Annotated in this window: 9 protein-coding genes; 8 read left to right on the top strand and 1 reads right to left on the bottom strand. The window is 40.5% G+C overall.

Features of this window, described 5'->3' with window-relative positions:
• The first annotated feature begins 116 nt into the window (after positions 1-116).
• The 6 genes from BSM4216_RS14600 to BSM4216_RS14580 all read left to right on the top strand — a co-directional run bounded on the left by BSM4216_RS14600 (position 117) and on the right by BSM4216_RS14580 (position 6,543).
• Positions 117-605: a zinc ribbon domain-containing protein gene (locus BSM4216_RS14600; protein ID WP_048624175.1), complete on the top strand. Its 489-nt coding sequence runs from the start codon at positions 117-119 to the stop codon at positions 603-605.
• Between the two features lie 14 nt (positions 606-619).
• Complete coding sequence (locus tag BSM4216_RS14595; protein ID WP_048624174.1) at positions 620-2,236, top strand: zinc ribbon domain-containing protein; 1,617 nt, start codon at positions 620-622, stop codon at positions 2,234-2,236.
• Positions 2,237-2,447: 211 nt separating this feature from the next.
• Entirely contained in the window at positions 2,448-2,582 is a 135-nt protein-coding gene (locus tag BSM4216_RS17265; protein WP_004439483.1) for a hypothetical protein, read from the top strand.
• Between the two features lie 311 nt (positions 2,583-2,893).
• Entirely contained in the window at positions 2,894-4,111 is a 1,218-nt protein-coding gene (locus tag BSM4216_RS14590) for an ammonium transporter (protein ID WP_048624173.1), read from the top strand.
• Positions 4,112-4,137: 26 nt separating this feature from the next.
• Positions 4,138-4,491 (top strand): P-II family nitrogen regulator, encoded by a 354-nt coding sequence (locus BSM4216_RS14585; RefSeq protein WP_040341414.1) that lies wholly within the window; start codon positions 4,138-4,140, stop codon positions 4,489-4,491.
• An 855-nt stretch (positions 4,492-5,346) separates the two neighbouring features.
• Positions 5,347-6,543, top strand: a complete 1,197-nt coding sequence (locus BSM4216_RS14580) for an S-layer homology domain-containing protein (RefSeq protein WP_048624172.1) — start codon at positions 5,347-5,349, stop codon at positions 6,541-6,543.
• Positions 6,544-6,688: 145 nt separating this feature from the next.
• Here the strand turns inward: BSM4216_RS14580 and BSM4216_RS14575 are convergent, their stop codons facing one another.
• Positions 6,689-7,177 (bottom strand): C40 family peptidase, encoded by a 489-nt coding sequence (locus tag BSM4216_RS14575; protein ID WP_004439475.1) that lies wholly within the window; start codon positions 7,175-7,177, stop codon positions 6,689-6,691.
• 364 nt (positions 7,178-7,541) lie between these two features.
• On the opposite strand from BSM4216_RS14575, the gene BSM4216_RS14570 reads away from it, so the two are divergent.
• Together BSM4216_RS14570 and BSM4216_RS14560 are read left to right on the top strand one after the other, a co-directional pair.
• Positions 7,542-10,751: an efflux RND transporter permease subunit gene (locus BSM4216_RS14570; RefSeq protein WP_048624171.1), complete on the top strand. Its 3,210-nt coding sequence runs from the start codon at positions 7,542-7,544 to the stop codon at positions 10,749-10,751.
• Positions 10,752-11,234: 483 nt separating this feature from the next.
• The gene (locus BSM4216_RS14560; RefSeq protein ID WP_048624169.1) at positions 11,235-13,022 is read left to right on the top strand and encodes a M3 family oligoendopeptidase; all 1,788 of its coding nucleotides are present in this window, start codon (positions 11,235-11,237) and stop codon (positions 13,020-13,022) included.
• Positions 13,023-13,108 lie beyond the last annotated feature (86 nt).

The raw sequence follows: 13,108 nt of genomic DNA, 5'->3' as shown, positions 1-13,108 counted from the left end.
TCACAATGTTTTCTGGAAATGAAGTTATATTTATCCAGATTCATAAGCCTATAGTTATATACAATAATGGATCTATATGATAAATTTGTAATATCTGACCATAAGGAGGTATGGAAATGGGCGAATTGCAAACTAGAATTGGAGGGGGTTTGTTTAAGATCAAAGGTGGTCTTGAGCAAGGTAAGCAGAAGGTCCTATTGACCCAGGAAATCCTCCAGCACAAAAAAGTGATCGAAGAAGCCGGAGCCAAGCGGGCAGATTTTATTCTCCAGCTAGGGGAAGAGGTTTATAGAAAAATGAGATCCGGCGAATGGGAGCATAAAGAGTGGAGTGAGAGAATAGCTGAGATTGCTGGGCTTGATCAAACCATTTATAGGGCCAAACAAGAATTACAAAGACTGAATCAAAAGTTTGGATCTGATAATGTTTGCCGGCAATGCGGGGCTCAAGTGACCCCTTTGGACAAGTTTTGCGGCTCCTGCGGTGCGAAGGTAGTTCGGGAAGAAGACGTAAAAGAGACCGAAACAGTGGCTTGCTCTTTGTGTGGTGAACAAGTTCCTGTATCCGCCCAATTTTGCAAATGTTGTGGGACAAAAATGCATTGACAGGAGGTGGAGCAATGTATTGTAGATCATGTGGTGCGGAAAATAGTGATTCCAGTAATTACTGTTGGCAAGATGGTGCGTATTTAGCGGGAGATGGAAGAGCGTATCAACTGCTAACGCCGAAAAATGAAAGTGTCTATTGTTCGAATTGCGGTGAAAAAGTGGCGGAAACGGACAATTATTGCCAATCCTGCGGCAAGGAGTTATTTCTTTATAAGGGTGCTGAACGGGAAAAGCAAATAAAACCTGCTGTTTCATTGGGATTTCCTGCTTTTCAATTTTCGTATTTAAAAAAAGCCTTTATTCCGTCTATTAGCGCTTTTATACTCATGTTAATTCTTAATGCTGCGTTATTTCTTTTTGAGCAGCACAAGTTTGATGACCTGATCCAAAACATAAGCGAAAACAATCAATATTTTAATTTTGTAGAGGATCTTTCTCGTGAAGTAAACACCGATTTATATCCATTAAGTCATCCAATAGGATTGACCGATGTCGTGATGTTTACTCATTTGGTGGAGCCTACCTTTCACTTTAGCGTCAATGGATCTGCAGGTTATGGAGACACAGGTTCAATGAAGGGAACATTACATATTGATACTTTGTTTTTATTATTGATTTTTATTCCGATTTTTTCCTCGTTTTGCATCGGGGTTTTCAAGGGACGGAAGCAACGGACTGATAGCTTTTATGAGCAAATCTATACAGCTGCAGCCATTGGATTGATTTACGGTATATTTTTAAGCGTGTTTTCTCTTTTTAGCGGTTTTTCATTTGATCGATCTTTTGCAAGTCAATATTATAAAATTCATTTGGACTTTCATACTTCTTATTCATTTATTCAATGCTTTTTTACGGGTGGCTTCATAGCAGCGATCTTTAGTTTGATCGGCATGTTATTTGCCAGAGATTACCGCCATTTTACCAGCCATTTAATCGGGAATGTATCATTTGGACATGCCATTCACCAAGGGTTTTCAACGTTTATTCGCGGACTCGTCAGTGTGATGGCGGTCACCGTTATCGTTGTTTTGATCCAAGTAAACAAGTGGAAGGAAAATTTAGCGCTCCTTTTAGATGTCTCTGGTATGGATAAAATGACGGAAAATACGTCTATGTTTGCCACATTAGTCGGAACGCAGCTAGGGGCGTTCATTTGGAACTTATTGCATTTATCACCGCTCACTAATCATTGGAAATGGGAAGACAGCGAGGGGGAACTTACATATTCCTTGTTTTCCGGTTTAAATAGCTCACATCCGGAATTCCTTCCATCGGATGCGGATTTGATGAATTTACTGGATCCTCCCATTTATTTAAAACTTGCGGTTTTAATCCCCATTTTCTTGTGTCTTTTCGCCGGCTATCGGCTAACGATGAAAAATGGATTATCCTTTAAGGAAATCGCAGTTTTTAGTTTGACTTACAGTTTTTTTATGCTTTGTTTGGCCGGAATTTCTAATTGGACTGTGGGAACCACTTTCTTTTCATCTGATAATAATTTAGAACAGTCCTTTCATTTTTCTTTAGGATTTCATTTGTTTGGGGTCTTTATTCGCAGTTTGCTTTTTTCTTATCTGTTTGCCGTTTTGGGAGGCTATTTGGCCAAAAAGAAACACATCGTGAACTGAGTTGAGACAGAATAAAGAAAGTAAGCGTTGAGGCAAAGCTCGCTTGTAAGCTGGTCTCTGGAACGGAAAATACTTTTTTCGGAAAATCCCGGAGAAAGATCACTGACTCTGGCGCCATGAGGCAGTTGTTTCTTATTTGCGAACGATCGATTAAAAAACTTCTGCGGCGGGAAGAGTATAAGATAGAACACGGAAAATGGGGAGTGATAAGATGAAGAAATTAGCGTGGACAACGTTGGCTCTGGGAGCTGCCTATTTGCTTCGAAATAAAGAATCCCGCCAAAAACTCATGCGCCAGTTTCAAGGGCTTAATCCTAATTCTGGAAACAGCCGTAATGCTCGATAAAAGAGAACTCTTCCCTTCATTGGGAAGGGTTCTTTTTTTGTCCAAAATAAAAGGCGGTTTTTGAAGATTGTTCATATAGTTCTTTCTTGTTTTTTGGGATGGTCGCTAGGTAAAAAGAAGCAGTATTGAAGGTCGCAACACACATAGGATTTATTTTATGTAAGAAAAGCTAACGATGTGACTGATTTGAATACAGATTTTTCGGATTTTTTTCAATTTATAGTCTTGATTCAATAGGAATAACGTATTATGATAATAATACAGACATAATATGATAGAAAATATAACATAATAAAAAGGGGAGATGGGAAATGGATATCGCCACTTCTGCATTTATGTTTCTTGCTACGCTTCTTGTTTGGATTATGACACCTGGAATTGCATTATTTTACGGCGGAATGGTGAAAAGCAAGAATGTTTTAAGTACAACGATGCAAAGTTTCAGCTCTATCGCCATTGTTTCGATAATTTGGATTATAGCGGGTTATTCACTTGCTTTTTCCACTGGCGGAAATGCTCTTATCGGAAATTTAGATTGGGCGGGTCTGAAAGGAGTCTCTTTTAAGCCGAACCCGGATTATAGTTCTGATATTCCACATAATCTTTTTATGATGTTTCAGCTCACGTTTGCCATTTTGACAGTAGCGATTATTACAGGGGCTTTTGCGGAAAGGATGCGCTTCTCTTCTTATCTTATATTCATTACTTTATGGTCTTTGTTCGTTTATTCGCCTGTCGCTCATTGGGTGTGGGGCGTCGGCGGTTGGCTTCGCGAATTAGGTGTTCTTGATTTCGCCGGCGGGAATGTCGTTCATATTTCTTCAGGCGTCACAGGCCTTGTGCTGGCTATTGTATTAGGCAAACGTAAAGATGCGCAGAATACGACACCGCATAATTTGCCGCTTACCATTATGGGGGGAGCGCTCGTTTGGCTTGGCTGGTACGGTTTTAATGTCGGCAGTGCTTTGACCCTTAACGATGTAGCAATGATCGCTTTTATTAATACGAATACAGCGGCAGCTGCCGGTATTATTGGATGGGTAGTAGTGGAATGGCTGGTGAATAAAAAGCCGACGATGCTTGGAGCCGTTTCTGGCGCCATTGCTGGACTCGTAGCCATCACGCCCGCTTGCGGATTCGTAACACCGTTCGCTTCGATCATCATAGGACTTGTTGGAGGAGCCCTTTGTTTCTGGGGAGTTTCTTACTTAAAATCAAAGTTAGGCTATGACGATGCTCTCGACGCATTCGGTTTGCACGGAATCGGCGGTACTTGGGGAGGAATTGCTACCGGTTTGTTTTCCACCGTTTCTGTCAACTCTGCGGGGGTCAACGGATTGTTTTACGGCGGTGCCAGCTTGCTTTGGAAGCAGCTTGTAGCCATTGGCGCGACATATGTATTTGTTGCACTTGTTTCTTTTATCATTATTAAGGCAATCGGATTGGTCTTGCCGATTCGAGTGAACGAGGAAGAAGAAACGGTTGGGCTGGATATTACCATTCACGGTGAAAAGGCGTATCACGACTAATTTTTTATAGGGGTGTGGTGTTTGTTATGAGTGATGTATTGACGAAAATCGAAATCATTACCCGTCCTACCAAATTTGACGAATTGAGACAGGCTTTGGCCAAAATAGGCGTCAGCGGCATTACCGTAACCAATGCGCTTGGGTGCGGATTTCAAAAAGGGTTTACCGAGCTGTACCGCGGCAAGAAAAAAGAAGTTGACATGCACGAACGAATTAAAGTAGAAATTGTCGTATGCGAGGTGCCTGTCCAACAAGTCGTAGATACAGCCAGAAGTGTTTTGAATACCGGCAAACCAGGCGATGGAAAAATTTTCATCCACGAATTGGCCGACGCCATCAAAATACGAACAGGAGACACAGGCTGCGCCGCACTCAATTAAAGGGGCCAGACCCTCATGGTGCATTAAAGTATTAATGTATAGAAGTTTTGGTTGAGTTGGTTGGATGTTCATCTTGCTTTTGGTTTGAACGTTTTGTCATAAACAAACAGGGAACGGATGTGTGATTCCGGTCCCTGTTTGTTTGTGGTTGGTAAAAGTGCAGTCAAATATGGTGAGGATACCATCGATGTGTAGTGTCCGTAACAAATATTTAAAGGAAGTGAGCGTAAGTTTCTGATCTGAGGGAGATGAACTTCATAGAAGCTTGTTACATTGAGGAGTATGAAAAACAAGGTAAAGTTCTTACTGTCGAAGAAGTTACAAAGTAAAAAATAAATAGATGGATAGAAAGACTGTACTCTTTTCTAACAAGAAGGTTTGTTTCGTTTGGAATGTTAAAGTGTTTCTAGTGAAGATTAGAGAGTTGATCCACTAACTACTCATTTCTGAACTTGTCTCAGTGGTAACTTCATTTCTTGTTGGTTTCGATTCACCGAGGCTAATATGGTTTGTTTATGCAACATTAGTGATGATGAGGCTGCAAATAATTATATATTCAGTAGAGAAACAGGGTGGGAAAAAATAATGATTACGATTAAAAGACAAACTCCTTTTTAAATAAGAGCATATTCATTGACATTACTATTACTAAAAAAATATGCTACAAAAAAATTGATTCATGACATGGACAAGAGTGAGAGAAGGACAGGAATTATTGGAAACATTCTCTTTATTTATTTGAATTATAAAATTAAAAATTTTTAAATTTTCGGTTGAACTGGCAGTTATTAAATGATATATAGTGAATTATAACTATTAAAAATGTACTAATTTTACTATGAAGGGGAGCTGGATGTGAAAAAAAGATTCCTAGTATTTTTCGTTTTTTTCTTACTTATAGGTAATTTGTATTTGCCCAATATACAAGTTCATGCGAGCACACAGTATTTAGATGTTCCAAATAATTATTGGGCAAAAAAAGAGATTGAATATTTGGCGAATACTGGTATCATCAAAGGATATAAAAACGGCAATTTTGGAATTAATGAGAAAGTCACTCGTTCTCAAGCCGCAACAATGATTGTTCGTGCGTTAAAACTAGATACGAGAAATCGTCCTAATCCAGGTTTTCAAGATGTACCAAAAAATTATCCTGCCTATAAAGAAATTGCTACAGCGGTTGATGAAGGTATTTTCAGTAAAAGCAGAAAGTTTTATCCAAACAAATCACTAACTCGCGCTGAAATGGCAAAAGTACTAGTAAATGCTTTTCACCTAAAATTTGAGCAAGATGTTAATTATAAAGATGTTAATCCTAGTAATTGGAGCGCAAAGTTTATTAGTATTTTATCTACAAATGGCATTGCAATCGGTTACACAGATTTAACGTTTAAAGGTAGTCAGCCAATAACTAGGTCCCATTTTGCTGTATTTTTAGCAAGAGTACTAAATGAAAACTTTCGACCAAAGATCATTATTTTTCCAAAAAGAATTGCTCCGGATGTGTACTATCCAATAGTCAAAGGAATTGGAAGTACGGCTGAGGAAAAGATTAATAACGCACTTTATCAAAAAGGATTGCAAGGGAAACAAGCCTATCAAGAAGTTCAAAAATCGAAGCAAGATTACTCGGATGACCCTTTTTCAAAATATTATACATATAACATGACTTATGAAGTGATGAGAAGTGATTCCCAGTTTATTAGTATTAAGTTCAATGATTATTCTTATATGGGAGGAGCTCATGGGTTATACGATTATACTAGCTATAACTTTGAGACAAGTTCCGGAAAACAATACCATACTTTAAAAGAGTACTTTGGCAATTCATCTGATTATGTAAGTGTTATTAATAATGAAATAAGGAAAAAAATATATCAACGACAATTGACTGACCCGTATTATTTTGAAAACTTTGACTCAATTGACCCTGAAACAGATCGCTTTTATTTAACAAATAAAGGAGTTGGAGTTTACTTCTCCTTATATGAATATACTTCATTCGCTGAAGGGATCCCTGAGTTTGTTATACCATATAGTTATTTTGAATGATAAAGGGGCCTGACCCCTATGGTGCATTAAAGTATTAATGTATAGAAGTTTTGGTTGAGTTGGTTGGATGTTCATCTTGCTTTTGGTTTGAACGTTTTGTCATAAACAAACAGGGACCGGATGTGTGATTCCGGTCCCTGTTTGTTTATTTTTGTGAAAGTATTCTAGCTCCGGATGCAAAATACGGTTTCCAATATTTTGCTCCGAGGGGTTGGATTTTTACGCCTTTGCTCGTTGCGGCGATAAATTGACTATTACCTAAATAAATTCCAACGAAAGAAACTTTTTTGCCGTCCAGTTTGAAGAATACAAGATCGCCAGGCTGGAGGTGATTATAGTCTACTTTTTGTCCTTGTTTAAATTGATCGGCCACTGTGCGCGGTAATTTCACATTTGCTGATTTTAAGTAAACATATTGTACAAAACCGGATGCATCAAATCCTTTTTCGCTTGTACCACCGTATTTATAAGGTTTTCCAACCAGTGTTTTGGCGTAAGCGGCAACTTTATCCCCTTTTACAGGAGCTGCAGCTTCTGCTTTGCTTGACAGAGGCGCCAAAAGGAAAGATACGGCCAGAGTCAAAGCGGCTGCAAGAGAAAACGCCCATTTAGATTTTGAAAGAACTGGAACCATCGTTATATTCAACCTCCTTAGGAAATAATGTACTCTAACGATTTTTATTATATTTATCTTTTTACAAAATCGCAATATAAATGTAATAAAAGTAACAAAACAACCAAAACATTCCTTTGAACATCCTTAATCGTGAATGGAAGAATCGAAAAGTGACAGATCAATAGAGATCAAATGAGGGCTGCCATTCATACAGTTTTATTTCAAATATATGGAAATTAAAATGAAAATGGTTTCATTTTAATCTTAAGGAATTATTCCTAATTCTTCCTTTCTATTCGTTGACGAATAGACACTAATCCAATTATGATAGTGTTAATATGAATAATGGATCATATATTATCCTAATAAAGGGGAAGAATCGATGAACAAAATTATTCACTTTGTGTTAAAGAACAAATTGGCAGTTTGGCTCATGACCATCATCGTGACGGTAGCAGGTCTGTATGCCGGACTAACGATGAAATTAGAAACAATTCCGAATATTAATACGCCTATTCTAACGGTAACGACCGCTTATCCAGGTGCAACCCCTGAAGAAGTGGCTGACAAAGTAACCAAGCCGATCGAGCAAGCACTTCAAAATTTAGACGGGGTGAACGTTGTCAGTTCTTCTTCCTTCGCAAATGCATCTTCTGTCCAAGTGGAGTATACATATGAAAAAAATATGGATGATGCTAAGAGAGAGGCGGAACAAGCCCTTTCTGATGTGCAGCTTCCTGATGGCGTCAAAAAACCTGACATCAAAAAGCTGAGCATCAATGAAATTCCTATTCTTTCGTTAAGCTTATCGAGTGACAAAGAATCGTTGTCGCAATTAACGAAAAAAGTACAAGAAGATATTGTGCCGAAGCTTGAAAGAATCGACGGAGTCGCGAATGTGCAAATAAGCGGACAACAAGTAGATCAAGTCCAAATCGACTTTAATCAGGAAAAACTGAAAAAGTACGGTTTGGATGAAGAATCCGTTCAAAACTTTATTAAAGGCTCCAATGTCTCTCTTCCTCTAGGATTATATACGTTTCGCAACAGCGAAAAATCGGTCAAAGTAGACGGAAATATTTCCACCATTAAAGATTTAAAAAACATGGAAATTCCGATTGGACTATCGGCAGGAGCATCTGTGGGAGCCGGACAATCTTCCCAAGTTCAGCCGAGTTCATCTCAAAGCGGATTGCAAGGCGCCGGGCAACAGTCAACCGCCGTCCGAGGACCGCAGCAAGGAAATGTTTCGTCGGCCGGTATTCCGACCGTGAAATTATCGGATATAGCTGATATCAAGCTAGTCGGAAAAGCGGAATCTTTTTCCAGCACAAACGGGAAAGAGTCGATCGGACTGGAAATTGTGAAAGCGGCCGATGCCAATACGGTGGATGTGGCGAATGCCGTTAAAGATAAAATGAATGAAATCAAAGGGAAAAACAAAGATCTTCACGTTATTACGGCAATGGATCAGGCTAAGCCTATAGAAGAGTCTGTGCATACAATGCTCAATAAAGCTGTTTTCGGGGCAGTATTTGCGGTGCTTATAATTCTTTTATTCTTGCGAAATATTAAATCGACGCTCATTGCCGTTATTTCCATCCCGTTGTCTCTAGTCATCTCTTTGTTTGTTTTGAAACAAATGAATATCACACTCAACATGATGACTCTCGGGGCGATGACGGTAGCCATTGGACGGGTAGTGGATGATTCGATCGTTGTCATTGAAAACATTTACCGGAGAATGTCCTTAAAAGAAGAAATATTGAAAGGAAAAGAGCTTATCCGGGAAGCAACGAAAGAGATGTTTATTCCTATCATGTCATCCACCATTGTTACGATTGCGGTATTTCTGCCTCTCGCTCTTGTTAAAGGAATGATTGGCGAGCTGTTTTTGCCTTTTGCATTGGCGATCGTGTTCTCGCTGCTGGCTTCTTTGCTGGTTGCCATTACCATCGTGCCAATGATGGCGAGCATATTGTTTAAAAAAGGGATTCATCGTCCAGAACAGCTAAAGTCAGGACAACCTAATAAATTATCGTCCTTCTATAAACGGGTATTAAATTGGGTGTTAAATCATAAGTTTATTTCATCGGCAGCAGCCATTTTACTGTTGATCGGAAGTTTATGCTTGATCCCGGCCATCGGTGTCAGCTTCCTTCCGAATATGGGGGACAAAATGGTGGTGGCCACATACACGCCGGCTCCGGGCGAGACGTTTGCAGACGTCAAAAAAGTGTCGCTTAAGGCAGAGGATTATTTACGCGGTCGAAAAGGGGCGGAAATCGTTCAGTTTTCAGTGGGCAGCGATAATCCGATGAATCCGGGCCAAAGCAACAGTGCCATTTTCTTTGTTCAATACGACAAAGACACAAAAAATTTTGATAAAGAACCGGATCGAGTGATTAAACACCTGCAAACTTTAGGTGGAAAAGGGGAATGGAGCACCCAAGATTTCTCAGCGAGCGCAGGCAATAATGAAGTAACGGTGTATGTTTACGGAAATGATATGAAAGAGATTACCCCTGTAGTTGATCAAATAGAAAAGAAAATGAAAGAGCAAGGGGATTTTAAAGACGTGGAGGCAAGTACGGCTAAAACGTACGATGAATATGTGCTCGCAGTAAACCAACAGAAATTAAGTCAATTAGGGCTGACAGCCAGCCAAATTGCGATGGCTCTGAATCAACAGAGCGATCAGCCGGCTTTAACCACTGTTAAAGAAAAGGGTCAAGAGCTCAATGTTTATGTGGAAAACAACAAGAAAAACTATCAATCTGTTCAAGATTTAACGAATCAAACAGTACAATCACCGCTTGGAATGGACGTTCCAATCAAACAACTCGTCAATGTGAAAGAAGGAAAAACATCCGATACGGTCACGCGCCGAGATGGACGTTATTCTGTTCAGGTGAGCGGAAAAGTGAAAGAGGACGATATTTCTAAAGCTTCCATGAATCTGCAAAAGAGACTTGATCAAATTCATCACCCGTCAAGCGTTGATATTTCAATGGGCGGGGTGACAGAGGATGTAAAAGATTCGTTTACGAAGCTTGGATTGGCAATGGCTGCGGCAATTGCGATTGTATATCTTGTTCTTGTGATCACTTTTGGTCAAGGTTGGGCGCCGTTTGTGATTTTATTCTCGCTGCCATTTGCGATCATTGGCGCTTTAGTGGCATTGTTCATTGCGGGACAAACCATCAGCGTTTCAACAATGATAGGTGCGCTGATGCTGATCGGAATTGTAGTAACGAACGCCATTGTTTTGATTGACCGAGTGATTCATAAAGAACGGGAAGGTCTCAGCACCAGGGAAGCGCTGCTGGAGGCGGGCGCCACTCGTATCCGTCCGATTTTAATGACAGCAATCGCTACGATTGGTGCATTAATTCCTCTCGCGATCGGTATGGAAGGAAGCGGATTGATCTCTAAAGATCTCGGCGTCACCGTCATTGGCGGATTGACAAGTTCGACGTTGCTGACATTGCTCATTGTTCCAATCGTCTATGAGTGGATGAGCAAATTGAGAAGAAAACGTTTTTTCAAACGTAAAAAGTCCGTCACTTCTGAGCAGATCGACCACGCATAAAATCGCTGATTCGAAAGGAGGTCTAGCGCCATTGGGCAGCTAGGCCTCTTTTTTTACCGGAAATTTTCTCTATACTGAATAGCCGCAATGGGATTTAAAAGGATGTTGAAGACTTTTTATGCCAAACTTGAGGATGATCGTATCAGTTTTCAAGAGAATTCGTGAACGATCAGTGATGAATGAGAACTCTTTTTTCTCAAATGAAAAGATACTGAGATTTGATCGATCTTCCATCGCTGTGGATATCATGAACCGCAGAGCTGGAAGATCCTTTTTTTTGATGATGGATAAAGTGTCTCCGGAATGAATTTGAGCGATTCTTCTGACGAAACGGATGCACGGCCATCTGCTGTTTAATTGCTTTATGAACGGTTGAATGTATCCATTGGAAAGTGCATCCATTTTTGAGCACAAGAGAGGAATTTTTTTCAAAAAAGGCGAATAATAATAAAGAATGTGGATTGACTAAGAGGAGGATAGGCAATGACAAATACATCTTATTCTGATGTATGGGATTTGAACTCTATATTTCCGGGCGGAAGTGAATCGCCTGATTTTCATCGATTTTTAGACGACTTAAAAGGGAAAGTGAACATATTTTCTGATATGGTTTCTAACGGTCAACCGTTGAAATCAGTGAATGAAAGCGAGAAAACTGCCTTTCTAAAATACATAGAATCTATCAAAAGTATATTGGTGGATTTGGAGGAAGCGGAGTCTTTTATCAGCTGCTTGGAAGCTGAAAATACATCCGATCCGAAAGCCGGAGCTTTGCGAAACGAACTAACATCCCTTGCTGCCGAGTACCAAACAAGCTTTGTGTTGTTTCAGCAGATTCTCAGCCAAACAAAAGAGGATGTTTGGGCACAGTTGGTTCAAGACGAATCTTTAAAAGAAATCGAATTTGTGCTGAATGAATGGCGCGAAGAAGCCCGTGAAAAGCTTTCAACAAAAGAAGAGGCTTTAATCGAGGCCCTCGCGGTTGACGGCTATCATGGCTGGGGACAGATGTACGATTCAATGGTCGGCGGCATGCAAGTGACAGTGGGGGGAAAGACGCTTTCGATCGGCCAGGCCAATAATCTGTTTTCTGAGCCGGACCGCAGCCTCAGAAAAGAAGCGTTTGAAAAGCTGGAAAAAGCATGGGAAGAAAAAGAAGGATTATTCGCCGATATTTTGAATCATTTGGCCGGATTTCGTTTAAATGTTTATCGAAAAAGAGGATGGGAGTCGTTCCTGAAAGAGCCTTTAGAGGGGAATCGCATGTCGAAAGCAACACTCGATGCGATGTGGAAGGCCATTGCGAAACATAAAGAACCATTTGTCCGCTACTTGCGTCGGAAAGCGGAGCTTCTTGGGGAGGAAAAGATCGCTTGGTATGACCTTGAAGCGCCCATTGCTTCTGCAGCAGAGAAACGATCTTATTCTGAAGGGGCCGCTTTTATCATTCGCCATTTTGCGAAATTCGGACCGAAGCTTTCGGCATTTGCCAAGCACGCATTGGAGTCTTCTTGGATTGAAGCGGAAGATCGACCCGGAAAACGTCCGGGAGGATTTTGCACCACTTTCCCGAAAACGGAAGAATCGCGCATTTTTATGACGTATTCTGGCACTCTTGAAAGTGTAGCGACCCTTGCTCATGAATTGGGGCATGCTTTTCACTCCGATGTCCTACGGCCGATCAATATTTTAAATCGCCAGTATGCCATGAATGTAGCAGAAACGGCTTCTACTCTTGCCGAAATGATTGTCTCTGATGCCGCCTTGCAAGAAGCGGAAACGAAACAAGAAAAAATCGCTTTGCTGGAAGATAAAGTTCAGCGCAGCGTTTCCCTGCTCATGAATATACATGCTCGCTTTCTGTTTGAAACTCGCTTTTATGAAGAACGCCAAAAAGGAGTCGTATCCGCGGAAAGATTAAATGCTTTGATGGAGGAGGCGCAGCAGGAAGCGTTCGGCGGCGCTCTCGGTGTGACCCATCCGCATTTTTGGGCTTCCAAGCTTCATTTTTATTTAACGGATGTACCTTTTTACAATTTTCCGTATACTTTTGGCTATTTATTGGCCTTAAACATTTACGCGAGGGCTTTGGAAGAAGGGGCGGAGTATGAAGAAAAATATATCGCTCTGCTTCGTGATACAGCGGTTATGAAAGTCGAAGATTTAATCAAAAAGCATTTAGGAGAAGATCCGACAAAAGAAGAATTTTGGGAAAAGGGGATCCGCCTCTGCATTCAAGACGTCGAAGATTTCTTGCAGTTAATAGAATAAAAAAGAGGGCCCCGTCCGCTGGAACTACACCTCAAATTGTTCGTTGTGTCCAACAATTGGGGTGCAGTTCACCGCTTTGTATCGGC

Origin of the sequence: Bacillus smithii, from assembly GCF_001050115.1 — a bacterium.
GTDB classification, from domain to species: domain Bacteria; phylum Bacillota; class Bacilli; order Bacillales; family DSM-4216; genus Bacillus_O; species Bacillus_O smithii.
Note: the sequence above shows the minus strand (reverse complement) of the source record. Positions and strands in the feature narration are given on the sequence as shown.

Bases quoted from the DNA above. Each gene is read 5' to 3' on its own strand.
- BSM4216_RS14600 (WP_048624175.1), top strand. From the start codon at position 117: ATGGGCGAATTGCAAACTAGAATTGGAGGGGGTTTGTTTAAGATCAAA.
- BSM4216_RS14595 (WP_048624174.1), top strand. From the start codon at position 620: ATGTATTGTAGATCATGTGGTGCGGAAAATAGTGATTCCAGTAATTAC.
- BSM4216_RS17265 (WP_004439483.1), top strand. From the start codon at position 2,448: ATGAAGAAATTAGCGTGGACAACGTTGGCTCTGGGAGCTGCCTATTTG.
- BSM4216_RS14590 (WP_048624173.1), top strand. From the start codon at position 2,894: ATGGATATCGCCACTTCTGCATTTATGTTTCTTGCTACGCTTCTTGTT.
- BSM4216_RS14585 (WP_040341414.1), top strand. From the start codon at position 4,138: ATGAGTGATGTATTGACGAAAATCGAAATCATTACCCGTCCTACCAAA.
- BSM4216_RS14575 (WP_004439475.1), bottom strand. From the start codon at position 7,177: ATGGTTCCAGTTCTTTCAAAATCTAAATGGGCGTTTTCTCTTGCAGCC.
- BSM4216_RS14570 (WP_048624171.1), top strand. From the start codon at position 7,542: ATGAACAAAATTATTCACTTTGTGTTAAAGAACAAATTGGCAGTTTGG.
- BSM4216_RS14560 (WP_048624169.1), top strand. From the start codon at position 11,235: ATGACAAATACATCTTATTCTGATGTATGGGATTTGAACTCTATATTT.